The organism is Ligilactobacillus pabuli (genome assembly GCF_022836475.1).
Classification (GTDB): domain Bacteria; phylum Bacillota; class Bacilli; order Lactobacillales; family Lactobacillaceae; genus Ligilactobacillus; species Ligilactobacillus pabuli.
In genome coordinates, this window is record NZ_BQXH01000004.1 from 98,484 (window position 1) to 124,781 (window position 26,298).

Sequence of the window (26,298 nt, forward strand, 5' to 3'; positions counted from 1 at the left end):
TTACTTATTTTTTAGTCTTAGTTGTTTGTGACCCGGAGTCTTCTTCGTCTTTACTGCGACCCATTAGTTCGTTTAATTCATTGACAAATGAACCCATATCCTTAAACTCCCGGTAGACACTGGCAAAACGAATATATGCCACATCATCCACGTTAACTAATTCATCCATCACATATTTACCGATCAACTGTGTGGAGACTTCGGTCCCGCCTAAAGCGCGCACCTTACTTTCGATATTATCAACAATGCTCGTGATCTTATCCATGCCGACCGGTCGTTTTTCGGCTGAACGCATGATGCCGCGCAAGATCTTCTCGCGGTCAAACTCTTCTCTAGTTCCATTCTTTTTGATCACTAACAGCGGCGTGGCTTCAACCCGTTCAAAGGTCGTAAACCGGTAGCCGCAATTTTCACATTCTCGGCGCCGTCGAATAGCGTGACCGTTGTCGGCTGGCCGACTGTCAACAACACGCGAACTGTTATGATGACACTGTGGACACATCATAAATTCCACCTCAATTACAATTAAATTCCAAAATTTTAATTACGTTTTTTTAGTCCATCATTCACAATGATTTTACCATAAATACTAGCGCAAAAAAACTTTTCCGTAACGCCAGCCTAGGCTTACCACCATTTGCACCATGCTACTAACAGCTCAATTTGATAAACGGTCTCTCAAGCTTATTCTGCAGTCACTGGTTTTTGACAGTTTGGACAAAAATGTGTCCCCCGCTGACCGACGACAATTTTTTCAATTGGCGTTTGGCACCTGCTGCAAGGTTCACCTTTGTGCCCATAGACTTGTAATTCATTTTGGAACGAACCAATGGCATCATTCACTGCTGCGAAGGTAAAGACCGTTGTTCCGTGGGCTTCAATGGCCCGGTTTAATTCCTTGATGATATTATCATGGAGTTCTTGAGCCTGTTCCATCGTGATCTGGTTACACTTAGTTTCTGGGTGGATCTTAGTCATCCACAAGGTCTCATCGACATAAATATTTCCTAAACCAGCTACGATCGTCTGGTCTAGTAATGCAGTCTTGATCACCTTTTTCTTTTGCTGCAAAGTTTGATAAAATTCTTTGGCGTCAAAAGTTTCAGGAGTTGGTTCTGGTCCCAGTTTCTTCAAAGAAGGCAGTTGATCTTCTGTCCCTGTCTTTACCAATTGCATCCGGCCAAATTTACGAACATCGTTGTAACGTAACTGCCGACCATCGTCTAGGTCAAAAACCACGTGCGTGTGCTTATCTAAGTCTTCGGTCTGACTTTTAACTGAATACTTGCCTTCCATCCGCAAATGAGACACCATGGTTAACCCCTCAGATAAACGGAATAACAAGTATTTGCCGCGCCGGTCGATTTTTAAAAAGCGGCGGCCGGTCATCGCCGTTTGAAATTCTGTTGGATCACCCTGAATAATTTTCGGATAGATCAACTGAACCCCCGTAATTTTTTTATCAATGATCAGTGCGCTTAAACCGCGCCGAACTGTTTCAACTTCTGGTAATTCTGGCATCTTTTTCCCCCACTTACTTTAACTTCATCTTTTGTGATTTAAAAGCCGTAAAAGCAAGGTAACTATCTTGCTTTTACGGTTCAAGTTACTACAAATTAATTTCTAACTTATTTAGCGTTAAACCATGTTTTACCATGGGCGCATTCCACTTTTAACGGTACTGCTAACTCTACCGCTGAATCCATGACTTGGTTGACTAATTTTTGGAAATCAGCCATTTCTTCATTGGGAACTTCAAAGATCAGTTCATCATGGACTTGTAACAGCATCCGACTTTGCATCTGCTTTTCAGTTAATTGACGATCCATGTTGATCATCGCCACTTTAATAATGTCGGCGGCACTGCCTTGAATTGGACTATTCATGGCTGTTCGTTCAGCAAAGGACCGTAAATTAAAGTTCTTATGGTTAATATCTGGCAAATAACGGCGCCGGTGGAAAATCGTTTCAACAAAGCCTTGTTCCCGTGCATGTTGGACAATCTCATCCATATATTTTTTAACACCAGGGAATTTTTCAAAATAGGTCTCGATAAACTGTTTAGCTTGTTTACGAGTGATCCCAATATTTTGTGACAGCCCATAATCACTAATGCCATAGACGATCCCAAAGTTAACAGCCTTAGCTTGCCGTCTAATATTCGGTGTCACTTCGTCTTCACTGTCTAAGCCAAAGATCTGCATGGCGGTATTAGCATGAATGTCGCGGTCCTCTCGAAAGGCAGCTTGCATGTGTTCGTCACCAGAAATATGGGCTAAGACTCGCAATTCGATCTGCGAATAATCCGCAGAAAAGATTTGCCAGCCTGGATGACTCGGCACAAAGGCTTGGCGGATTTTACGTCCTTCTTCTAAACGGACCGGAATATTTTGCAGGTTAGGATCCACCGAAGACAAGCGACCAGTCGCTGTTAGGGTCTGGGTATAACGAGTATGCACTTTTTGATCTGTATCAAAGACCACTTTCAGTAGGCCTTCAATATAGGTCGACTGCAACTTCGCGAGTTGACGGTAAGCCAAAATATTGTCGATAATTGGTGACATGCCGCGCAGCTTTTCTAAGACACTCACAGCCGTTGAATACCCCGTCTTAGTCTTTTTAATGACCGGCAATTCTAATTTTTCAAACAGAATGTGGCCTAATTGTTTGGGTGAATTAATGTTAAATTCTTCGCCAGCTTCGTTAAAGATCTCCTGTTCAATTTGCGCTAAGCGTTCTTTAAATTCACTTTTCATTTGTTCCAAACGGTCAGTATCAACGGTGATCCCAGCAATTTCCATTTTAGCTAAGACCTGGGCCAATGGTAATTCCATCTTCCAGTACAGGTCTTCTTGTTCGTTGTCAGCTAATTCCTGAAACAGTTCCGTTTTTAAAGCAGCGATGGCCGCAACTTTATGGGTCAAATGTGCAAAAAGTTGGTCATCGTCAGTTGGGATCGCTCTTTTAGCACCTTTACCATAAAACTGTTCATCACTTTTAACTTGGCGGTAGCCGTGAACAACAGCCAATTCGCCCAAATCATCACTATTTTCAGTATTATTCAATAAATATGATACTAGTAATAAATCAAAGTCAATGCCTGTCAATGTGATCCCCAGCCGATTTAAGCCAGCAATCGTTCGCTTACTGTCAAAAACATCAACCTTGATCTCTGGCTGAGTCAAGAACTCAACTAATGGCTTAGACTGTAATAATTCCACGTCTCGACTGGCAAAATACTCGCCGTTAATTTCAAAGACAAATCCAACAAAAGGTGCTTTGTGGTAATTTTTACCGTCCATTTCTAAATAAAAAGTCACCGTTTGATTGGCAGGAACAGGAACGTCAGCTAAGTTTTCACTAGTCAAGGCAGTTACGTCGAGAGCGGTGAAATCCTGTTGTGCAGTAGGATCTTCACCAGTCAATTCCTGCAAGAAAGAATTTAAATCTAATTCTTCATAAAAAGTCCGCAGTTTTTCAGTGTCAGCCTCTTGGCGTTTGGTATCGTCTAGGCCAATTGTCAACGGTGCATCGGTCTTAATTGTCGCTAAATCTTTACACAAAAATGCCGTTTCTCGGTCTTCAATCAAATGCTCTTTCATCTTAGACTTTTTCATTTCGTCGATGTGTTCGTACACGCCTTCAACACTATCATACTGCTTTAATAACTTAATGGCCGTCTTTTCACCCACTTTGGTGACACCAGGATAGTTATCAGAGTTATCCCCAGCTAGCCCCTTCATATCAATAATTTGCTTGGGAACCAAACCATATTTTTCTTGGACATGGGCTGGAGTATATTCTTCGATCTCGCTAAAGCCTTTTTGAGTGATCGCCACAGTCGTCTGTTCAGTCGCTAACTGCGTTAAATCCCGGTCACCGGTCACGACCACCACTTGGTAGCCGGCTTTTTCGCCTTGCCGAGATAAAGTCCCAATAATGTCATCTGCTTCATAGTCTGTTAGTTCATAATTTTGAATGCCATACGCAACTAAGAGTTGTTTGATGTATGGAAACTGTTCGCTTAATTCGCCAGGAGTCTTCGAACGCCCGCCCTTATAATCAGTAAATTTTTTAGTTCTGAAAGTAGTTTTACCAGCATCAAATGCTACTAAAACATTGGCAGGAGAATATTTTTTCAGAATGTTATCCAGGATCTTTTTGAAAACATAAACTGCATTGGTATGCAAACCAGCATGATTAGTAAAACTGCTGACGTTTTGTAACGCAAAAAATGCCCGGAAGGCCACACTGTTCCCATCAACTAATAAAAGTGTTTTTTCTTGTTTAGTCATCATTTTCTCCTTAAAATTAGTATTCAATCTATTTTATCAGACTTACCTAGCATTGTACATTATCATTGATATAACAACGTTTTTAAATTCAAATTACTTGGTCAAACCGCTCAAAAAAAGAGCTCGGTTTAACCCGAACTCTTGTAGTAAAGCTTAGTCATTAATCTCGGCTATTTCCACCTGAGAAAATTGTCAATAATTGTAAGAACAAGTTAATGAAGTCGAGGTACAACTGTAAGGCACCTGCAACTGCTAAACCAGTCGTGTTCATCTGGTCACCAAACTGTAGATACATCATTTTAAATTTCTGTGAGTCCCAGGCAGTCAAAATTGTGAAGATCACAACTCCAACAAAGGAGAACACGTAGGAGATCATCGGACTTTGTAAAAAGATGTTGATCACTGAGACAACCACCAAGGCAATCAAAGCTGCCATTGCTTGGTTCCCAATTTTTGAGAGGTCCTTTTTAGTAGTAGCACCAAAAATCGCTAAGACAATAAAGTCAGCAGAGGCAGCCACAAACGCCATCGTAACGTGCGAAATATCATAAACCATTAAGATCGTGCTTAAAAATAGTCCTTCAATTCCCGCAAATGAAAACAGCATGACTGTACTAAAGGTTGCCGAACGGCCTGGCTTAAAAGAAGCTCCAAAAACCATTAACAGTTGAACAGCAAATAACATAAAGAAAGCATATTTGTGCATCACCAAAAAGTTAATGACTTGCGCTTGAAAAACTGTCGCACATAGATAAGCAATCAGTGCGGAAAAGGCAACTGCCCCCGCCATATATCCATACATTTTAGCGAAGAAACCATTGACTCCGCCCTGTCCAGCTGCATAAGATTGATTAGAATTATTCATCAGATCGTCCTTTCATATTTAGTTAGACATTAAGAAATCGCTTAATTGTCCTTAATGATGCTATCATAACATAGGAATAAGTCGTAAGCAATTTTGATGCCCCATAGAGTTAAATTGTTCGTCTTTTGCTAAAAAACGAGCAACAAAAACCGCCTTGCCTGCCAGCAAAATCGATGTTTGTTCCTCGCTTTAGTTGAACTTCGCAAATAACAGGCTTCGATCAGGCTTGCTTTAATTGCTTTTGCTTTGTTCTAAATTTTAATTTTTACGTAATTTAACTTCGCTTAATAGTCGTTCATAAGCAATTTCGTATTTTTGAATGTCTCCGGCACCCATAAAGACTACCACATCATCATGGAAATCTAAGAGTGGTGACATATTATCGACACTCAAAATTTCGCCGCCCTTAGTAATTTTTTCACCTAAGTCAGCAGCGGAAACACTCCCGTTAGTTTCACGGATCGAACTAAAGATCTCCGTCAAATAGACTTGATCAGCTAAGTTTAAGCTTTCAGCAAATTCATCCATCAACGCGATCGTCCGACTAAAGGTATGTGGTTGGAAAACCGCAATAATCTTCTTGTCAGGATATTGTTGCCGCGCAGCATCGATCGTTGCCTTAATTTCATGAGGATGATGAGCGTAATCGTCAATAATGATCATATCTTCTACTTTTTTCTCAGTAAAACGACGCTTGACCCCAGCAAAAGTTAACAGGTGTTTTTGAACTTCTACTTGGTCCATCTTTTCAATGTAGGCCACGGCAATGACTGCTAAACTATTTAAAATATTATGTTCGCCAAAGAGGTGGATCTCGTAAGTTCCCAGTGACTTTTCACGGAAAAAGACTTCAAAAGTTGAACCGCTCGTTGAACGTTTAATATTTTTAGCCTGAAAATCATTGCCATCTTCAGTCCCGTAGTAATAAACTGGTAAATCAGATTTTATCTTACGTAAGTTAGCGTCCCCACCCCAAGCAAAGATTGCCTTGTTAGTTTGGTCAGCTAAAGTTTGGAAAGCAGCACAAACATCATCCAAGCCAGTAAAGTAATCAGGATGATCAAAATCAATATTGGTCATGATCGTATAATCTGGGTGATAAGCCACGAAATGTCTGCGGTATTCATCTGCTTCAAAAACAAAGAAGCGCGCATTCGGTGTGCCTTTACCCGTACCGTCACCAATTAGGTAACTTGTTGGTGCAACACTGCTCAAAACATGTGACAATAAGCCGGTGGTTGAAGTTTTACCATGCGCACCTGCCACAGCGATCCCCGTCGTTTCAGTCACAAGCATTTCAACTACTTCAGGGTATGTCAAAACTGTTAAGCCCATTTTTTTGGCTTGAGCAATTTCAACTTGATCGTCATCAAATGCGTTACCGGCGACGATCGTCATACCAGCTTTAATATTTTCACTAGCAAAAGGCAAGATCTTGATGCCTTCGTTTTCAAGTCCTCGTTGGGTAAACGTGTATTTTTCAATATCTGAACCAAGTACTTGGCAGCCCTTATCATGTAAGATCAAGGCTAAAGCACTCATTCCAGTTCCTTTAATACCCACGAAAAAATAGGTAGTATCCAGATTCATTACAAACATCCTCTTTTCTATTTTCCACTCACATTAGTCTACCATATCTACAGCACGGTAGCCGGAATTTCTGTGCTAAGCAGCTTAATTTCCCCGCAATTTGGCCAAACCTTCAGGAGTTAAGAAAACATCCCGTGGTTTTGAGCCTTTAGCGCCAGAAATATAGCGTTTATTTTCCAAATCATCAATAATGCTTGCGGCCCGATTATAACCGACGGAAAAGACGCGTTGCAATTTCGAAGTCGAAACGGCCTGCTCATCCACGATATAATCCAGTACCTCAGGCATTAGTTCATCTTCATTTTCTGATTGTAAAGCTTCTTTTTTCAAACCGTCCGGGTCAAAGGCAAAATGTGGTTTACCCTGGGTCCTGACAAAATCAGTGATACGATCAACTTCTTCATCGATAAAGGTCCCTTGCAAACGAATAGTCTGACTAGCACCATTTCCCAGGTATAACATATCGCCCTTCCCTAGCAGGCGTTCGGCTCCAGCAGAATCCAAAATGGTGCGTGAGTCAACTTGACTGGCAACCATAAAGGCCACTCGAGTCGGAATATTATTTTTGATCGTCCCTGTTACAACGTCAACACTTGGACGCTGGGTCGCAATTAACAAATGGATCCCAGCAGCCCGTGCTTTAGCGGTGATCCGGGCAATATAATCTTGGACCTCTGAAGCAGCGACCATCATCAGGTCGGCTAATTCATCGATCACGATTACAATATATGGCATCTTCAAGCCATACTCGCCTGAAGCGGCCACTTTTTCATTAAAGCTGTCAATATTTCGGGCCCCACTCGCGGCCAAACGTTCATACCGCTCATCCATTTCCTTGACGACCCACTTCAACGCTTCAGCGGCTGACTTCGGATCAGAGATCACTGGTGCCAATAGGTGCGGGATCTTTTGGTAAGGTGCCATTTCAACGGCCTTGGGATCGATCAATAGCAGTTTAACTTCTGATGGCTTAGCCTTGTACAACAAGGAGACCAGCAAACTGTTGATAAAGACTGACTTCCCAGAGCCAGTTGCCCCGGCAATCAAGCCATGCGGCATCTTCTTTAAATTAGTGACTTGTGGTTTACCAAATAGATCGACCCCTAAAGCAACTGTCAGCGGTGAACGCGCCGTCTGGAAGCTTTGCGACTGCAAGACTTCGCGTAACATGACTGGACGCGACTTTTGGTTCGGAATTTCGATCCCAATACTGCTCTTACCCGGAATTGGAGCTTCAATTCGAATATCCTTGGCAGCTAAGGCCAGCTTCAAGTCATCGGTCAAATTAGTGACCTTGTTAACCTTGACCCCACGTCCCAGCGTAATTTCAAACTGAGTGACAGTTGGTCCAATGGTCCAATCCTTAACTGTTCCATCAACGTGGAAAGCCTGTAAGGTCTCATTTAAGACATCAGCTTCCTGTAAGACCCATTCATCCATCTGCGGATCATCCACAATAACTGGTTCAGGCAGTAAGGACAAATCAGGGAACTGATAATTAGCTTCCTCATCAACTGAGTTTGGCTGACTAGTATCTTTTTGTTCCTTAAACAAAGCTAAGTCACGTTGCGAATTCTGTTCAAAGTCTAAAATATCTGTCAAAGAACGGTTTAAAGCCCGTTCTTTCTGTTTTGGCCGCGGCGTTACACCTTGGTCGGCCGTGATAACTGGTTGTTTATCCTCAGCGTCAGATTCAATTTCAGTTTCGGCAACAGGCTCGTCTGCTAGCATTGGCGCTGGCTGAACCTGATGATCAGTCTCAGTCACATCCATCAGCTGACGCGGCCCTTCTTGTTCCGTCAAATCAGTCGACTGGCGGTGAGCTAACTCAGTGCTGGATTCAACCGCGCTGGTTTCCTTAGCAGCAGAAGCAGACTGTTCTGTTCCCTGCTCTGCAACATCAGTCGTAACTGAATCTACCGGTGTAAACAGCATTTGGCTGTCAGTAGTTGGCTCGTCAGCTGAAGCTTGCTCACTCTGAGCTGCCTCAGCAGGTGCTTTTACCGCACTAGGTGCTGCTTGAGTCATGTCAGTTGGTGTCAGGTCTGCCGGCGCGTCACTAGTCAACTGTACCGTTGCTGTTGCATCTATCGCCTGGTTAGGTGTTTCTGTCAGTTGAACTTCAGCGACAGACGCTGCACCCTGAGCAGTTTCTTGTTGGTCGTCACTCGCAACTGGCGGCAAGAAGATTTCCGTTGGCAAGTCCACGACTGGCTGCTCCAGGTCAGGCTCAGGTTCAGCTGGAGCTTCCTCAATAGGTCCTGTCACAGTTGTGTCAGTTTCAGTGGTTACTGCACCACTTGTTTCCGGCTCACTAACTACTGTTTCTGGTTCAACAGACGTTGCCAAAATAGGCTGCTCATCAACTGCTTCATCCAAAGGCTCATTTGCCACTGGAAGTGTCAAATCAAATTCTTCATAGTCTTCTTCTGGCTGGTCCCAACTAACCAAAAAGTCAGTTGAAGACTTCTTGTGCAACTCTTGATACAACCGTTCATATGACAAAGTCGTCGCCGTGTCCGGCTGCGACTGGGTCAAATTCCAAATTGACGGCGGAATATGTGACGGATGAAACGGACGCGAAGTCCCCGCCCCGCCAATTAATGGTGCTGCAGAACTACTAGTAACCCTTTGACGGGGCTGAGCGGCATGATGAACACTAGTCTGCTTGATTTTATTTACTTTTTTCTGTACGGGTCGTTTAGGCTTTGGTACCGGATGTAAACGGTAAAAAGCCGGCCCATCATAATGTTTCATAAGACTATCATCCAATCAATGAAAAAATCGGGCAGTTTGACAATGACGATCATCGTTTACCACCCGGCTATTTAATTACTATTCTGCAGCAAACATTGTTGCAGCTTTCTGAAAATCAAATGGTTCTCCCGTTTGATAATCAGCAGCTGGCAATTCAAGGATGCCCCGCTTTTGTGGTGCATTTGGCAAGGCCAACTCACGTGCTGAGCAGACCATCCCAAAGCTTTCTTGTCCGCGCAATTTGCCAGGCCAAATAATTGCACCGCTTGGCATCATGGCACCAACTTTAGCAATCACGACGGTTTGGTCGGCCGCAATATTGGGTGCACCACAAACGATTTTTAGTTCTTCGCCCTTATCAACTTCCACTTTGAGCACGTGCAAATGGTCAGAATCTGGATGTTCACTGATTTCTGCCACATGACCGACAACAAAGTATGGCTGGTCATCGACAACTAGTTCAGCTGGAAAACCAGCAGCACTTAATTGTTCATTGAGCACTTCAACCTGAGCTGCGGTTAAATCAATTTTACCAGCCGGTTGTAATTCACCCAAATAACTGGCAGCTTTAAAGAAGTTATACCCGATAGTTTCCCCTGACTTTTCGTCATAGATCCGTACGATATCATTTTTCTTTTCGTGTAATTCACTAGCGCTATCTTGTCGTAAAGTCACCAACAAAACATCGCCTGCTTGTGCAAAATTATAGTTTGCGATCAACATAATTGAACTTTTATCTCCCTTACTTCTTGAAATTATTTAGCAGCAGTTAAGAAATCTTCAACTTCTTTTTGAGTTTTCCGGTCTTTGTTAACAAAGCGGCTGACTTCTTTACCACCACGATAAACAATAAAACTTGGGATCCCCATGACCATCATTTCCTGGCACAGGTCAATATTTTCGTCACGATCAACTTGAATAAAGGTCAAGTCAGCAAAGTTGGCTTCGATTTCTGGCATTGCAGGTTTAATAAAACGGCAATCTGGGCACCAGTCAGCGGTAAAGAATAAAACATAATCGCCCTGTGCTAATTTTTCTTCAAGTTCTGCTAAATTCATTTTAGGTAACATTTCCATGGTAAAGTCCTCCTCATTCGGTCGTTTTCTAACGAATTTTGGTTGTTCATTCTCGTTTCACGACCTGATATCTTAGCAGGTTTTCTGCTAAATTTGCGTAATAATTTAATTATAGTATATTTCTGGTCTCTTGCATATTCTAATGTTTCTGACCACAAATCGTTTTTTACTTAGCAAAATGCGCTGTCACTTTATAAATTGGTTGGCCCTTTTTACTAAACTTTTCTTCGTACTCAGTCATAACGTTGTCAACAGCTTCTTCTGAGTCGTGCAGGTCCAGCCAAACCTGGTCAAAGACCATCCCGTAGTTATTCATTGAAGCCAATGAGTACTCAAATAAACCGCGGTTATCAGTCTTAAATTCTAAGTGACCAGTTTCAGCAATCACTGTTTGATACTGTTTTAAAAATGTCTTGTAAGTCAAACGGCGTTTAGCATGGCGCTTTTTCGGCCATGGATCTGAAAAGTTTAAGAAGATCCCAGCAACTTCGCCGGGCGCAAACATTTCGGTCAAATCGCCGCCATCGCCGCATACCAGCTGCAAATTGGGTAATTGAGCTTCTAATTGTTTTTTCAGCGCGATCCCAGTCGCTGTCGACTGCACTTCGATCCCGATATAATTATGTTCTGGGTCACGACGCGCCATTTCCGTAATAAAGCGGCCCTTCCCCATCCCGATCTCAATCAGTAATGGTTGGTCCTGGCTAAAACGTTCTTGCCACTTACCACGATATTGTTGGGGTTCTGTCACCACGTACTGTGGATTTGCTTCAATGAGCGGTAATGCCCATGGTTTGTTTTTTAATCTCATTTTTTCCTCCAAATGCTCCTCCAGCTGCGACTCACAACTGGGAATGGGTCTAGATTTTGCCAGACCTAATTTATCTGTCTCATTATACCGCAAAAAAATCCCTCGGGGTATGGCCCTAAGGGATTTTAACGCGAAAACATTGCTTAACGAGCACATTTTTTAAATTGTACCCGCACAATCTTGATAAAATGCCAAAATCTAAAAATAAAGTTTTTCAAAAAATTCGAATGTCTGTTGTATTTTAATTATGTCTTGGTTCATTTCATGGAAACGACCACGCTGATAGTTATACTTGACGTCCAAAAGGAGATTCATCAATGCATACCATTGAATACGAAACTCCATTGCCTCTGGTAATTGTTTTCCAAAATAGCTTTCTAGCCATTGCTTCCAATCTGCGCGTGGGACATAGCGGCACATTAACATACTAAGATCCTTAGCTGGGTCAGCAAACATCACTGATTCCCAGTCAACCAAATAAAGTTGGCCCGAATCCGACAACAAAAAGTTCTGCCGGTTCAAATCACCATGTGACACTTCATAGTCCTTCACCGCATACGTCGGTAAGTGGCTTTCCAAAAACTTCGCACACCGTGCTAACAGCGGGTGCGACATTAGTTCGGTGGAAATACCACGATAATAAAGGGTCAAAAAATCTTCTGGTTGATAATGTAGTCCGCCCACTTTTGCCAGCATCTTTTTCAGAAGATCAGAGCTGTGCACCCGTCGTAACAAATCTAAAACGAGCTCAGAACTCATCTCGCTGCGTTCTAAGCAACGCCCATTCATCCACTGCTGTGCAGTCAATGTATCGCCAGTATGCATCCGTTTGGACCAAATTAGCTTCGGAGTGATCTCTTCTAGTGAAAGTGCCGCAATAAATGGTGAAGGGTTCCGTTTCAAAAAGACTTTCTCTTTTTGCTTGATCCCTATATATGCTGTCCCAGTCTCGCTGCCGATTGGGAGCACTTGCCAGCCATTCTCCAAGTCGAGATCCATCTTGGCAACGCTCCTTTTTCAGTTCGAGATTATCAATTCTGTAACTCACAGAATTAATTACTACATCAAGTCTACAAACTCACTTCGATGCTGTCAAGAGATTTTCTTGAGTCGGCCTTTACTGTATATTCTTGCAAGAAATCCACTTTCAAGCAGCAACAAAGCCCCTGCTGCCATGACTTTCAGCGGGTCATGGAGCTGAATTGCCAGGGGAATGACGAACAACAGTGCGCTTAACAAAAGCAGAGAAAACAAGACTTTAGCAAATGCTAAAAACTTTTTTTGACTGTCGATCGGATAAGTGTGCATAAATACCACTTCATCATACACCACAAACAGCGGCAATAATTGAAAGCCTAACATGTACAAAAAGAGTGCTGCAATGATCAGCGCTAACCAGAAATTAGGAATAAAAAACAGTATTAGCATCCCTAAAGCGGTAAGTCTCAAGTACAAGCTGCTATACTGTCCGCTGCGAATAAAAGCCCGCCAGTACATGTAGGTAAAAATACCGGCTGGTTTTTGGGAAGCTTTTGGCAAAAAGCGGTCCAAATAGCGCCGACGTTTAGGCTTAGGTGTGACTGACTTGACATCGGTAAACAAATTAAAGAACCGAAACAGCCGTGTGGTTCTGCTTTGTTCATGGTCTAAGGCAAAACGCCAGTCAAACAAGCGGCCCTTCATCGAAACTTTGTCATGCTGATTTTGCCAAATCACAGCCGCCACTGCCAGGATCACTGCCAAATAAGCGGGCAAATAAACTCCCAGCGCCAGTATCACAGCCGGCATCAGCCAGACTACCAAGCCGCGGTAGCCAGCTTGACGGTATGCTGGAACAAATAAGCTCACCGCCTGGTGATTGCTAAGGACCAAGACTAACAACAATTGGACAACTAACAAGCAGCCAACGTTGACTACGCTTAACTTCGCCGCGAACAATAAAAATGGTGTCAGCAACAGGTAAATCACCGCTTGAACGATAAACATCACCGTTTGACTGTGAGTTAAAGACTTTTTAATATAGGCCGGCATCGCCGCTTCTTGCGGTAATAAGAAGACCCGGTCCGGTTCTTTGAGCAAAGTTGCCAAATGGTTCAAGTGTAAACTCAGCAACAAAATTAGCAATGCTGTTGGTTTAGCCCACCACAAATTTTGATCACCTTGTAAAGATTTCAAAAAATTAGAATAGGTTAGCCCGAATGCTCCAAACAAAAACAGTAAGGCAATTACAAAATGATCATTAAAAACATACCGCAAGTACTTTAGCAGCATCTTTTGATAAGTTGCTCTTCTATTTTTCCAAATCTCATCCATAATTACCGCCTCACTTTTCAGTCATATCTAAGTAGATCTTAGATAAGGACGCATCAGACTGTCCACTTTGTTCTTGTAAGTCAGCTAACGTGCCTGCGGCCAGTAATTGTCCGTCATCGATCATCACAAAACTATCACAAACCTCTTCTGCCGTGCTTAACACGTGCGTCGACATTAAAATTGCGGTCCCCGCCTGTTTTTCTTCGTCTAATAACATTAACAGATCGTGGGTCGCTAATGGATCTAAGCCCAGAAACGGTTCGTCAACTAGTAATAGCTCGACTTTTGGTAATAAAGCACAAACGATCATGACCTTTTGCTTCATTCCCTTTGAAAAGTTAATGGGAAACCAGTCGAGTTTATTATCTAGGCGGAAAATTTTTAAATAGCGGTTTGCCTTTTGCCAAGCCTCTTTAGGATCCAACTGATAAGCCATCATTGTTAGTTCCAAATGTTCTTTTAAAGTTAACTCTTCATATAAGACCGGAATTTCTGGAATATAAGCAATTTTATTTTTATAGGCTGCAGCATCTTCTTGTAAGGAAAGCCCGTTTAATTCGATCGTGCCTTTCATTGGTCGTAACAAACCGATTACGTGGTTGATCGTAGTGGACTTCCCTGCCCCATTTAACCCAATTAAACCAACTAGGGAATGACTAGGAACTTCAAAAGAAATATCTTTTAAGACTGGGATCGATGAATAACCGCCGACTAAGTGTTCAACTTTTAAGGTCATCTTTTACTTCCTCTCGTTTCAATATCTGGTACATCTCTGTTAAGGCGTACAAACTGAGGTACACAACTGCACACTGCTTGTTTAACAGGCAAGTAACCATTCTAGAAAATTATAACATTTGTTGTTCAAAGCTCCAACGGCTGAAAATTTGGTCCTATCTAGTGTATACTATTATTAACAACAATTTTTGAAGAAAGAAGGTTCCACTAATATGGACGATTGTATTTTTTGCAAAATTATTGCAGGAGAAATTCCTAGCACCCAAGTTTATCACGATGAGGTAGTTACAGCCTTTTTAGACCTGACTCAAACTACCCCAGGACACACCCTAGTTGTTCCAAACAAGCACGTCAAAGATATCTTTGCCTATGACGCTGACCTTGCCAGTGCCGTCTTTGCTCGTTTGCCAAAAATTGCCCGGGCGATCCGCGATTCTAACCCCGACATCAAGGGCATGAATATTTTAAATAATAATGGTGAAGTTGCCTATCAGTCAGTCTTCCATTCACATATCCACTTAGTACCACGCTACACTACAGACGACGACTTCGGACTGAAATTTAACGACAACTCTGCTAAATACCAACCAGCAGACTTACAAAAAATCGCCGACCAAATTGCCGGTCAGATCAAGGAGTAACCCAATGAAAAAAAGTCAAATTTTCACAATTCTCGGCGGCAGCGCCCTACTTGGTGCTTTAATGTACCGTCGGCAAAAAAAACAACAAGCACCTGTCTTTGAATCAGCTCCAAAGCAAAATTTAGCCACAGCCGTTAAAAAGACGACCGTTTCCGCTAAAAACCTAGCAACTGAATTACAAAGCAGCATGGGGACTATCGATGAGATCACAACTGAGATCAATGACTTTATGGTCGAAATTGACCCCAAGGTTCAGAAACTCACCAAGAGTCTAGCCAAGTTCCAAAAATAATACTGACCTCCAACTAATTAAATTAGTTTAAATTTAATCCAGTTGATACTAACAAAAGGCAAATTATGTTATAGTAGGAGACGTTGCCTTTGTATTATTAGGCGTAAATTTTAAAGAAACGGATGTGTTCACGGAATGAAAAAATGGTTAACTGGTTTAGCCGCGATCATGATGAGCTTTAGTTTGGCAGCATGTTCGAAAACTATCGCAACTACTTCAGGCGGTAAGATCACTGAAGGCGAATATTTTGACAGCATGAAGAAAACCGATGCTGGTAAGCAACAATTACAACAAATGATCTTAAACAAGGTCTTGGAAGGTAATTACGGTAAGAAGGTTTCCGACAAGAAAGTCAACAAGCAGTTTAACGCTGCTAAGAAACAATACGGTAAATCTTTCGACGCTGTCTTACAGCAAAGCAACTTCACCAAAGCATCATATAAAGAACAACTCCGTTCTTCCATGTTGTTACAAGAAGCTGTCAAAGCTAACACTAAGATCGACAAAAAAGCTTTAAACAAGCAGTGGAAAGCTTATGAACCAAAAGTTACTGTTGCACATATCTTACTAAAAGATGATGCTAACGGTAAAAAGCAAGCACAAACTGTCATTGATAGTTTGAAAAAAGACGGCAGTTACAAGAACTTCAAGGCTTTAGCTAAGAAGTACTCAACTGACGAACAGACTAAGAACAATGGTGGTAAGTTGCCAGCCTTTGACAACACAGATACTAGCTTAGTTGGCTCATTCAAAAACGCTGCCTTCAAAGTTGCCCAAGGTAAATTCACCACAGAACCTGTTAAGACTGACTATGGCTACCATGTGATCTATTCCGTTAAGAACCCTGGTAAAGGCAAAATGTCTGACCACAAGGCTGAATTAAAGGAACAAATCTTGAACAGCAAGATGCAAGACCAAGCCTATATGCAAAAAATCATTTCTAAAGAATTGAAGAATGGTAAAGTCAATATCAAAGATAACGACTTAAAAGATATCTTGGCTGATTACATCGACACTGATGCCAGTGCTAAAAAATAAGTTAGTCAAAAAGAACTCTATCTCACCGGTAGGGTTCTTTTTTTGGCTGTAAATAGCTGATCTGTTCTCATTTAAGAGACTTTTAGGCTGACTTTGGCGATTATTGCTGGTCTTCCCCTTTTACCTCCCATTGCAAGTTTAAAAAGTTACAAAAAGGCTAGCCGGGAAATTACCTCAGCTAGCCTTGTTTGTTTGAATTTATTGTTTGGTATTATTACCTTGTGGACGGTAGAAATTCCGGTTATCCATCCCAAAGATCCGTTCCGTGTATTCCCCTGGTTCGGTATGTCCCAGAGCTTTCCGCATCATTTGAATGGAAGCATCCAAATCATCTAAATGATGTAAGACTTCTGCTTCTAATAAATGTGGCCGGACTGGTGAACCATATTCCATCAAACCGTGGTGAGCCACGATCATGTGCCGCAATAAGACTGCATCTTCACTCATTGGATCGATCTGGAGCTTTTCGCAGGCCTTCGCGATTTCTTCATCCACCAACACGATATGGCCTAACAAGTTACCCGGAACTGTGTAAACAGTCGCCACCGGTCCTGAAAGTTCTAATGATTTGCCTAGGTCATGCAAAATTGCACCGGCATATAACAACGACGCATTAATGTCTGGATATTCTTTCACTACGGCATGTGCCAAGCGCAAAATAGAAAGCGTATGGAAAGCTAGGCCGCCCGCAAAATCATGGTGATTCTTTTTGGCTGCTGGAAAACTAAAGAACTGTGAGTGAAACTTCTTCAACAAATAGCGTACGATCCGATTCCAAGTTGGATTAGTGATTTCAAAAATGATCTCATCGATTTCTTTTTCCATGTCTTGGGTCGATTCCGGTGCACTTTGAAGATACAGTTGCGGTTCTGACGGTTCCCCTTCATTCGTTAAGCGCAGTTTAAAAATTTTAATTTGGGGGTTCTGCTGGTAATTCTCCCGTTTTCCTTGCAAGGCAACAACGCGCCCAGCTTGAAATTGTTCGATATCTCGCTCAGACGCATCCCAGAATTTTGCACTAATTTCTCCTGAACGATCCGCAAAGGTAAAAGCAATAAACTTTTTGCCATTTTTTGCGATCCTAACATCGGCACCCTTGATCAAAACAAACAATGCCATGTTATCATCAACTTGATAGTCAAAAATCTTTTTTGTTTCCAAAATATGCCTCCCATTTTCCACTACACAACTACATAAATTAGCGGTAATGAAAATTATTGTCTGCTTCTATTTTACCAGTCTTTTTCATTAATTGAAAAAAGGAACTGGAAAAAATTCGCAGTTCCTTTAATTACTTCTTAGAATTTGTAAATTTCGCTAACTGGCTTAAAGATAATCTTATTAACTTCTTCAAAAACAGCATTTAAAGCTTGTTCTTTTTCCATTAATTTAGCTAAACTTTCGTAGCTTTGTGATTCTTCAGCTAATTGTTTGATTTCGTTAACGTCATCTTCACTCAAATCACCTTGCATTTGTTTCATTTGCAATTTCTTTTGAGCGTCTTGAACACGTTTGAAGCAATCATATGCTTCTGGTTCTGCCTTTAATTGAGTCATAGCTGCCAAAAGGTCAAGGTATTCTTGAGTTTGACGTAAATCTTGTTCGAGCTTGTTTGCTGAATCATAAATATTGATCACGTGAGTATCCTCCTTGTTTGTAACTAATAAACATTGTAACATTTATTGCTAACTTCACCAACTAAAAATCACAGAGCGGAGCAAGCCGATTAAGACTCGAGCACTATCATAGCCCAGTCTTTAATGCGTTTTGGGCATTGAAGGCTGAGCTGAGATAGGCGGAAAGTCTTGGCTTGTGCAACTCGACTACAATCACAGAGCGGAGTGAGGCGCCCAAGAGACGAGCATTATCGGGCTAAGACAGAAGATCACGATTCTCAGTGATGTACTTCTTAGTTGGATAAGCGGAATCTCTTGCCTCACGCAGCTCGCCTACAATCCCTGTCTTTATCTGCCGAAAATACTTTCTAGGAAATGTTTTCCTTTTTCAGCTGCTTCATTGGCTTTTTGCCGTATTCCTGAAGTCCCGTCGGTGATTTTTTGCCGGAGGTCACGGCCAGCTTTTTCCCATGAACTCCCTGCTTGATCAGCTTGGCCCGCAATACTTTCGTTATAACGAGTTGATGCTGACTTAATATCAAAGGTGTTTTGCGCTGTATATGGCAAAATACCTTCCATTTCTGTCTTGAACAAGCTGCCGCCTGCGTTGGTCCCGACGTTTGCAATCGAATACTTCGACGAGTCAAAGCCGATCCAAGTGGCCACGACGACATCAGGTGTATATCCAATAAACCACTTATCGTTATCGTCATCATTACCGTTTTCAGCCGTGGTACTTTCAGTTGACCCCGTCTTCCCGGCAATGTTATAGCCCGCTGGCTTAGCCGCCTGACCGGTCCCATTGTTGTAAACATCCATCATCATACTGGTCATTTGCGTAGCAACTCTCTTCGAAATCACTCGTTTAGACTTGATATGACTGTTAGAAACGATCGTGCGTCCCTCTGAATCAACGATTTTCGTAATAAAATGCGGGTCCTTGCGGATTCCATCGTTAGCGAAAGCCGTGTAGGCACTGGCCATTTGGTAAGGAGAAACACCCTTTTTCAAACCGCCTAACGCCAAACTTAAGTTATCGTCTGACTTATCCAGCGGGATCCCAAATCTTTTCACAGAACGGTAACCCTTTTGTACCCCAATTTTATTTAACAACCAGACAGCGGAAGTATTTTTACTGAGTGCTAACGCTTGGTACATCCGCAATTCACCAGCGTACTGGTCATCCCAGTTATGCGGTTCGTAGTTATTTTTACCGTAGGGTTTCAGTTCATCTTCGACTTTCGAGTCATAATGATAGCCGCTTTCGATGGCTGGAGCATAGACCGCTAACGGCTTGATCGTCGAACCCGGTGACCGGATCAAACTAGTCCCGCGGTTGTAGCCACGAAAGACATGCGTGCCCGACCGACCGCCAACTACGGCATTAACTCCCCCAGTTTTCGGGTCGATCGCAATTGAGCCAGCCTGAGAAGTCGTTCCGTCACTAGCGTCTTGTGGAAACAGGTTTGGATTTGCAAAAGCAGCTTGCATTTGAGCTTGCTGATTTTGGTCCAAAGACGTATAGATCTTATAACCCTTATTCATGATTTCAGTTTCTGTCAAACCATAGTCGTTAATTGCCTCATCGATCACTGCGTCGAAGTAATACGGGTACTTATACCCAGATTTATACTCATAGGTATCGTTTAAGACCATGCCGCTTTCCTTATAGTCGTCGGCCTGGCTTTGACTAATTTTCTTATTAGCCACCATCGTTTGCAACACAACATTCCGCTTTTGGCGTGAATTTTGCGGATTGTCGATTGGGTTAAACTGAGCTGGGTTCGATAACATTCCTGTCAACGTCGCTGCCTGTGGAACAGTTAACTGACTCGCATGGACACCGAAGTATTTCTGCGCCGCATCTTCCACGCCCCAGACCCCATTGCCAAAATAGGCATTGTTGAGGTACATCGTTAAAATATCGCCCTTTGAATACTCATTTTCAACTTGCATCGCAATAAAGATCTCTTTGGCCTTACGACTAAAAGTCTGTTCTTGCGACAGAAAAGCATTTTTGACCAGCTGCTGGGTCAAGGTACTCCCACCACCACTGATATAATTCCGGCCAGTGACCTTATTTTTAACCAGCAAGTAAGCAGCGCGTCCCAATCCCTTAATTGAGAAACCATATTCATGATAAAAATTACGGTCCTCACTAGACAAAACGGCATCAGTCATATTCTTAGAGACTGCATCTTCTGCGACCCAGGTCCCTTTTTGCGAATACAAGAAGCCTGCCTTTTGATTACGGTCATCATAAACCTCGGTTGATTGCTGTAAAGCCGAGCGTAAGCCGGACACATCTGTTTTTTTCGCAACATAGACTAAATACACACTCGCTGCTAAAAACACGCTGAGTGCAGCTATGATCAACCAGCGCCAGATTTGAAATCTACTCCACTTGGCTTTAAACCACTGCCAACTAGCACCAAAAAGCTTTCGCCAGCCAGCCTTAAATCTATTCCATAATGATGAATCATTCATAACTAATTTTCCTCTTATATAATTTTATGGTTAATGTTAATCCATCTGTATATGTTATCATACTTCACTTGCTTTCACGGCTAACCAGCTTCTTCTTAACAAAGGTTTAGTGGTTGAGGCCGTTCAAGCTGCCATTAATTATAGTCAGAGTAAGAATTAATTACTCATATATTCAATAAAGTAATCCTTTACTTTGAGCGCTGTTTCATCATCAGGGCTAAACAATACTACCGTATCATAGCCTGCCAGAGTACCAACGACTCCGTCTAACCCATTCTCATCGATCAAAGCTGCTAAAACGTTCGCATCCCGCGGCGTGGTTTTAATAATGTTAATAAAATGAACATTATTGACATTAAGTACGATTTCGCCAATTGTTTCAGTGATTTTAATTGCCGGGTCTACTGGATCTTCATGTAATAAAACATAGTACTGGGAACCATCTGGATTCATCTCTTTGATCGCCCTGATTTGGCGAATATCACGAGAAACTGTTGCCTGCGTCGCTTTGATCCCCTCTTCGGCTAAAAGTTGGATCATTGCCTCTTGATTAGGGATCCGCTGCTGCCTGATCAGTTCAATAATCTTTTGTTGTCTCTCTATTTTTCTCATTTTGATCTTCCTCACGTCTAATTTCTTGTGTCAGACTGTTCTGAGCACTAAGAAGTCAGTCAATTTAACTGACCTTTCAAACAAATATTATAACAGAATTAGTTGTGAACGGCAGACCAATTTGCTTTAAAGCTTGTCTAAAGCGGCAGCAGAAAACACTAATTTATGATTTAGCGGCAGCAATAAACCAATTGTTCGTAAATTCTTAATCGTTTTTGCCACCGTTTGTGCGGTAGTTTTAGCGAAATAGGCAATCACTCGGTAAGTTAACACCCGCGGTAAGGCAACCCCTCCTGTTGCTTGAATTTGCCCGCACTCATGTCCAAAATAAATCAAAATATTTTTGATTCGCTCCGGGATCGCACCTGCCATACTTAATTTGAGCAAATCACTTTGTAAACAGTTCTCCTGATGTAAACTGCTGATCACTGTCCAAGCAAAGTTTCCGTCAGTCTGGCACAAGCGTTGGAAGGTAGCAAAAGGGATCGCCAGTAAAGTTACTGGCCCAACTGCATAACTAACCATGACCCCGCCCTGTTCATCTTTGGGACCCACTGACGCTGGAAAAGCCATCGACTCTTTTAGAATTGAAAACATTGCTTTCCCATCCGCAAGATTTCTTTCTAACAAAACCGCACCTTGAATGACCCAAAACAACGTTGGCCGCGTGGAATTCACTGGCAAATTAAAGTGTTTGCCATTTTCAAACCTCAGTAAGGTGCCCTCCTTAGACAGAACTCTTCTTTGCTGGTCATTAAACTCATGGACCCGAGCTAAAATATTGTTTTGTTCATCGACAGATTGTTGATAACGATTATTTTCCATGGCTGTGTTTTAATCAATTTAGTCGGATAAATCGGCATAAAATTGACTGTCCCCCTTAGCTTTTATACTTATATTATCTATACTTTATAGCAATACATGTGCACCGCTTAATTAATATATTATAATATATTATATCATTGTAACAATGGTTTGTGCAAACCTTCATTAATTGTACGTGACCTATCTTGATAAGTCAGGCAATTACCGCTATTTCCGTAAAAAAAAGCTCCACACCAACCCTAACTAGAGTTAATGTGGAGCTTTTACTGTAAAATTTGAGTCGCTTACATTTCGTCTGGTGCCTTAACACCTAACAACCGTAGTGATTCTTTGAGCACAGTTGCTACACTAGCAACCATGGCCAAACGAGTATTCTTTTGTTCGTCATCAGTCAAGACCTTCGTGTGTGCATAGTACTTGTTGAAGGATTTTGACAAATGGATCGCATACTTGGCAATCACTGATGGTTCATATTCTTCCACTGCACGTTTGATCATTGCTGGGAAATTGGACAATTGACGGATAACTTCCCATGATTCTTCATCGTTTAAGCCCACGAGCTGGTCGAAAGAAACATCTCCAGCCTTGCGCAGGATACTCATCGCACGAGCATGCGAATATTGAACGTATGGACCTGTCTCGCCTTCAAAACGAACAACTTCTTCCAAGTTAAAGTCAAAGTTGTTCAAACGATCATTCTTCAAGTCATGGAAAATAACCGCGCCCACGCCGACTTCTTCCGCAACCTCGTCTTTATTAGGCAAGTCTGGGTTCTTTTCAGCGATTTGTTTTTGTGCCAATTCAACGGCGTCATTTAAAACTTCTTCCAACAAGATCACGTTACCGCGACGAGTTGACAGTTTCTTACCGCCAGAAGTGATCAAGCCGAATGGAATATGGTGGATCTCATCAGACCAGTCATAACCCATTTCCTTTAACACAGCTTTTAACTGGTTAAAGTGATTGGTCTGTTCGTTACCAACCACGTACAAGGACTGAACGAAATTATAAGTCCGGAAACGGTATAAAGCAGCTGCTAGATCACGAGTAATGTACAAGGTCGTTCCATCAGTTTTCTTGATCAAGGCTGGGTTTAAGTTATATTTTTCCAAATCAACAATTTCAGCTCCGCGGCTTTCTTGTAACAGGCCCTTGTCTTGCAAGATCTCCACGATTTCATCCATCTTGTCGTTGTAGAAAGATTCACCATTGTAAGAATCAAAGTCGATCCCTAATTTAGCATAGATTCCCTTAAAGAATTTCAGTGATTCTTCTCTAAACCAAGTCCACAAGTTGATGGCTTCTTCATCGCCGTCTTCTAGCTTCTTGAACCAGGCACGTGCTTCATCGTCTAATTCTGGCTGTTCTTGGTCTACTTGGTGGAAGTGAACATAATACTTCAGCAAAGTATTGATTGGGTCCTTTTTAACCTCTTCTTCACTACCCCATAACTTGTAGGCTTCGATCAGTTTACCGAATTGAGTTCCCCAGTCGCCTAAATGGTTGATCTTGATTGGATTGTAGTTGGCCTTCTTGAGCAATTCAGCTAAAGAATTTCCAATGACAGTTGACCGCAAATGACCCATGGACATTGGTTTAGCAATGTTAGGAGATGACATATCGATCGGCACATTGCCAGCATGACCCAAGTCTTGGTCACCATAGTTAGCTTGTTGGTCGATCACTTCTTGTAAGACTTCTAAACTAAAGGCTTTTTTGTCTAAGAAAAAGTTGACGTAAGGTCCAACTGCTTCAACCTTGTCAAAGCCATCTAACGAGATCTTTTCAACCAATTCAGGTGCGATCTGTTGTGGTGCTTTATGGTAAATTTTAGCTAAGGCAAAGGCTGGAAAAGCATAGTCCCCTAAATCATAAGACTTTGGTACTTCAATTTTTGCCACAACGTCTTCCAAAGAAAGTTGGCCGTCCGTGGCAGCAACAATGGCTTGTGCTACTAATTGTTTTTGTTCCATCAGAATTCTCCTCATCAGTTATTTTTTATGTTAGTTAGCTATTTTAAGGCTGGTTTTCTGTTACATCATACCAAAAAATACGCTAAAATTCATTGGTTTAGTCAAGCTCCGTGAAACAGAAAGTTCCGTCCATCCAAGCCCGACCTTCAATGCCAAAAACGCATTAAAGACCCTGGCTCCGATAGTCCTCGCTTTCTTTCGTTTCACTTCGCCCTGTGGTTCTTAGTCAAGTTGCTTCACCCAGAAGGTGACTTCGCTCTGGCTATAAAAAAAGTCCCCTGCAAATAAACTTGCAAGAGACGAGATGACCCGCGGTACCACTCTAATTGATAATGATCCACTCAAAATTTGCGGACTGCTTTCTCAAAGGCACGATTCACTTAGTTCCACAATCCGGCTTCCACCACCCCGAACTCGCTTACTGCTACCCTAAGTTACTAATCTTCTCACCGAAATCAGTTTCGCAATCTATCTTCAATTTTTAAAACGAGCCATAAAAAAAACACCTTCAGGCTGAAGATGTTATAGTCAAGCGGGTAACGAGAATCGAACTCGCGACATCAGCTTGGGAAGCTGGGATTTTACCACTAAACTATACCCGCAACAACAAAAACTAGTATAGCACTTAAATCCCAACTTGTCACTATCTTATTTAGAAACTTTTTTCATCTTAGACAAACGCACGATTGCTCGGCTATGAAAATCTGTCACAGTAATATTATCTTCTTCATCATTCTTATCGATTGAAACCATGGCTGAATTTTCATAAATTTTTTCGATTGTTCCGACAAAATCATGTTTCATTGAACCAAATTTTTTGCAAGCAACTTGATCCCCAATTTTTAAGTTAGTTTCCATTCTCTCACCCCTCGTTTTATCGTTACTTTTAACTTATCGCAATTTAATTTGCACGACTAAGCACTGGTAAACACGAACTGCATAGTATCAAACCTAGACCAAAAAAGCAAGTGATTTTAACTATTTGTTGCTAATTCACTAGCATCTTTTTCTTGTTGACGTCTTTTCAGCATTTTGACTGACTTCACATAAGAGGTGATCAAAACTAAACAAGAACCGATCCAAGCTAACGGACTAGCGAAACATGCCCCGGCATAACCAAAGGTCGTCGCTAAGAATAAAGCTGCGCCGATCCGCATCGCTAGTTCTGCCAAACCAGCAACCGTCGGGACAATACTTTTTCCGAGTCCCTGCAGGGTATTCCGGAAAATAAACAAGATCGCTAACAACGGATAAAAGGATGCATTCACATTAAAGTAAATTTGTGACAATGACAGGACTTCTTTGTTAACGTGACCTACAAAGACCATCACCATTGGTTGACCAAAAAAGATCATTAATAAGCCGGCTGCGATACTAAAGGAAACTGACATCAGTAATGCCGACTTGACACCCTTTAAGATTCGACCATACTCTGCTGCCCCATAGTTTTGCGCAGTATAAGTCGCCATCGCCACCCCAAATGACATCATTGGCAAAGTGGCGATTTGGTCAATTTTACTGGAAGCTGTCGTAGCAGCCACCGCATTTGTCCCTAAGGAATTCAAGGCAGACTGGATCATAATTGAACCAATCGCAATAATCGAAGACTGGAAAGCCATCGGAATACCCACGTTTAAATGATTCCCAATAAATTTCATGGTGATCTTCTTAAAGTCACTGAAATGAATTTGCAGCAACGGGATCTTCTTCATGATATAGATCACACACAAAACCACAGAAAATAGCTGAGCAAGCAAAGTCGCATAGCCTGCCCCGGCAACGCCCCACTTAAAGACGATAATAAAGAGCAGTTCCAATAAAATATTAACAATGGCAGCAATAATCAAGAAATAGAGCGGTGTCCGGCTATCTCCTAAACTTCGAATAATGTTGGCCAACAAGTTGTAAGCCATCTGGATCCCGATCCCGCCAAAGATAATTGTACTAAAAGTTTGCGCATTCTTTTCAATTTCGGCTGGTGTGTTCATCAGCATCAAGATGTCATGAATAAAATACACACTCAAGAAAGTTAGCACCAGCGTCACCAGTAAACTGATCACAATACTAGTCGCAAAACTTTCTTTCACTTTCCGATAATCATGCGCCCCAAAAAACTGGGCAGTCATGATAGACAAACCAGCAGTCATCCCTTGAGCAAAACCAATAATCAGAAACTGAATACTACCAGTTGAACCGACGGCGGCCAAGGCATTCACACCAAGAGTTTGACCCACAATAATGGTGTCTGACAAACTATAAAGTTGTTGAAAAAGATTACCAATTAAAAGTGGGACAGCGAACGTTAAAATTAATTTCAGTGGACTGCCTTTGGTCAATTCTTTCACGATAAATTCCCCCTTTTGAATAACAGA

General features: G+C 42.0%; 23 protein-coding genes and 1 tRNA gene. 3 read left to right on the forward strand and 21 right to left on the reverse strand.

All coding sequences use genetic code 11. The features are described 5' to 3' along the window. Positions 1–4 precede the first annotated feature (4 nt). The 12 genes from nrdR to LPAF129_RS03300 all read right to left on the reverse strand — a co-directional run bounded on the left by nrdR (position 5) and on the right by LPAF129_RS03300 (position 14,443). The gene (gene nrdR / locus LPAF129_RS03245; protein ID WP_244054723.1) at positions 5–505 is read right to left on the reverse strand and encodes a transcriptional regulator NrdR; all 501 of its coding nucleotides are present in this window, start codon (positions 503–505) and stop codon (positions 5–7) included. Between the two features lie 179 nt (positions 506–684). Then, on the reverse strand, positions 685–1,521 hold the full coding sequence (mutM, locus tag LPAF129_RS03250; protein ID WP_244054724.1) for a DNA-formamidopyrimidine glycosylase: 837 nt from the start codon (positions 1,519–1,521) through the stop codon (positions 685–687). 107 nt (positions 1,522–1,628) lie between these two features. Continuing rightward, the gene (gene polA, locus LPAF129_RS03255) at positions 1,629–4,295 is read right to left on the reverse strand and encodes a DNA polymerase I (RefSeq protein ID WP_244054725.1); all 2,667 of its coding nucleotides are present in this window, start codon (positions 4,293–4,295) and stop codon (positions 1,629–1,631) included. A gap of 160 nt (positions 4,296–4,455) precedes the next feature. Beyond that, positions 4,456–5,160, reverse strand: coding sequence for a Bax inhibitor-1/YccA family protein (locus LPAF129_RS03260; RefSeq protein ID WP_244054726.1), 705 nt, complete (start codon positions 5,158–5,160; stop codon positions 4,456–4,458). A gap of 258 nt (positions 5,161–5,418) precedes the next feature. Continuing rightward, entirely contained in the window at positions 5,419–6,750 is a 1,332-nt protein-coding gene (gene murC / locus LPAF129_RS03265) for a UDP-N-acetylmuramate--L-alanine ligase (RefSeq protein WP_244054727.1), read from the reverse strand. 84 nt (positions 6,751–6,834) lie between these two features. Then, a complete protein-coding gene (locus LPAF129_RS03270) occupies positions 6,835–9,507 on the reverse strand; it encodes a DNA translocase FtsK (protein WP_244054728.1) in 2,673 nt (890 codons plus the stop codon). A gap of 78 nt (positions 9,508–9,585) precedes the next feature. Next, complete coding sequence (gene ytpR, locus LPAF129_RS03275) at positions 9,586–10,230, reverse strand: YtpR family tRNA-binding protein (protein ID WP_244054729.1); 645 nt, start codon at positions 10,228–10,230, stop codon at positions 9,586–9,588. 32 nt (positions 10,231–10,262) lie between these two features. Continuing rightward, positions 10,263–10,583 carry a thioredoxin family protein gene (locus LPAF129_RS03280; RefSeq protein WP_244054730.1) on the reverse strand — a complete coding sequence of 107 codons (321 nt, stop codon included), beginning with the start codon at positions 10,581–10,583 and terminating at the stop codon, positions 10,263–10,265. A gap of 166 nt (positions 10,584–10,749) precedes the next feature. After that, positions 10,750–11,394, reverse strand: coding sequence for a tRNA (guanosine(46)-N7)-methyltransferase TrmB (gene trmB / locus LPAF129_RS03285; RefSeq protein WP_244054731.1), 645 nt, complete (start codon positions 11,392–11,394; stop codon positions 10,750–10,752). Positions 11,395–11,592: 198 nt separating this feature from the next. Beyond that, positions 11,593–12,393, reverse strand: a complete 801-nt coding sequence (locus LPAF129_RS03290; protein WP_244054732.1) for a phosphotransferase family protein — start codon at positions 12,391–12,393, stop codon at positions 11,593–11,595. 93 nt (positions 12,394–12,486) lie between these two features. Next, on the reverse strand, positions 12,487–13,707 hold the full coding sequence (locus LPAF129_RS03295; RefSeq protein WP_244054733.1) for an ABC transporter permease: 1,221 nt from the start codon (positions 13,705–13,707) through the stop codon (positions 12,487–12,489). 10 nt (positions 13,708–13,717) lie between these two features. Beyond that, entirely contained in the window at positions 13,718–14,443 is a 726-nt protein-coding gene (locus tag LPAF129_RS03300; RefSeq protein ID WP_244054734.1) for an ABC transporter ATP-binding protein, read from the reverse strand. 211 nt (positions 14,444–14,654) lie between these two features. On the opposite strand from LPAF129_RS03300, the gene LPAF129_RS03305 reads away from it, so the two are divergent. The 3 genes from LPAF129_RS03305 (at position 14,655) to LPAF129_RS03315 (ending at position 16,413) form a co-directional block, all read left to right on the forward strand. Then, a complete protein-coding gene (locus LPAF129_RS03305) occupies positions 14,655–15,083 on the forward strand; it encodes an HIT family protein (protein ID WP_244054735.1) in 429 nt (142 codons plus the stop codon). Positions 15,084–15,087: 4 nt separating this feature from the next. Continuing rightward, on the forward strand, positions 15,088–15,375 hold the full coding sequence (locus LPAF129_RS03310; protein ID WP_244054736.1) for a hypothetical protein: 288 nt from the start codon (positions 15,088–15,090) through the stop codon (positions 15,373–15,375). 135 nt (positions 15,376–15,510) lie between these two features. Continuing rightward, complete coding sequence (locus LPAF129_RS03315; protein WP_244054737.1) at positions 15,511–16,413, forward strand: peptidylprolyl isomerase; 903 nt, start codon at positions 15,511–15,513, stop codon at positions 16,411–16,413. A 198-nt stretch (positions 16,414–16,611) separates the two neighbouring features. Here the strand turns inward: LPAF129_RS03315 and LPAF129_RS03320 are convergent, their stop codons facing one another. From LPAF129_RS03320 to LPAF129_RS03360, 9 genes are all read right to left on the reverse strand, one after another. Further along, complete coding sequence (locus LPAF129_RS03320; RefSeq protein WP_244054738.1) at positions 16,612–17,574, reverse strand: 3'-5' exoribonuclease YhaM family protein; 963 nt, start codon at positions 17,572–17,574, stop codon at positions 16,612–16,614. A gap of 137 nt (positions 17,575–17,711) precedes the next feature. Continuing rightward, positions 17,712–18,050 carry a YlbF family regulator gene (locus tag LPAF129_RS03325; RefSeq protein ID WP_244054739.1) on the reverse strand — a complete coding sequence of 113 codons (339 nt, stop codon included), beginning with the start codon at positions 18,048–18,050 and terminating at the stop codon, positions 17,712–17,714. A 327-nt stretch (positions 18,051–18,377) separates the two neighbouring features. After that, positions 18,378–20,516: a PBP1A family penicillin-binding protein gene (locus LPAF129_RS03330; RefSeq protein WP_244054740.1), complete on the reverse strand. Its 2,139-nt coding sequence runs from the start codon at positions 20,514–20,516 to the stop codon at positions 18,378–18,380. A 156-nt stretch (positions 20,517–20,672) separates the two neighbouring features. Further along, on the reverse strand, positions 20,673–21,128 hold the full coding sequence (locus tag LPAF129_RS03335) for an arginine repressor (protein ID WP_244054741.1): 456 nt from the start codon (positions 21,126–21,128) through the stop codon (positions 20,673–20,675). Positions 21,129–21,254: 126 nt separating this feature from the next. Next, positions 21,255–21,953: a Crp/Fnr family transcriptional regulator gene (locus LPAF129_RS03340; protein WP_244054742.1), complete on the reverse strand. Its 699-nt coding sequence runs from the start codon at positions 21,951–21,953 to the stop codon at positions 21,255–21,257. Between the two features lie 284 nt (positions 21,954–22,237). Then, positions 22,238–23,926 carry an arginine--tRNA ligase gene (gene argS, locus LPAF129_RS03345; protein WP_244054743.1) on the reverse strand — a complete coding sequence of 563 codons (1,689 nt, stop codon included), beginning with the start codon at positions 23,924–23,926 and terminating at the stop codon, positions 22,238–22,240. A 531-nt stretch (positions 23,927–24,457) separates the two neighbouring features. Next, positions 24,458–24,528, reverse strand: a tRNA-Gly gene (locus LPAF129_RS03350). Positions 24,529–24,574: 46 nt separating this feature from the next. Then, complete coding sequence (locus LPAF129_RS03355; RefSeq protein ID WP_244054744.1) at positions 24,575–24,784, reverse strand: DUF2187 domain-containing protein; 210 nt, start codon at positions 24,782–24,784, stop codon at positions 24,575–24,577. A gap of 116 nt (positions 24,785–24,900) precedes the next feature. After that, entirely contained in the window at positions 24,901–26,271 is a 1,371-nt protein-coding gene (locus tag LPAF129_RS03360; protein ID WP_244054745.1) for an MATE family efflux transporter, read from the reverse strand. Between the last annotated feature and the right edge of the window lie 27 nt (positions 26,272–26,298).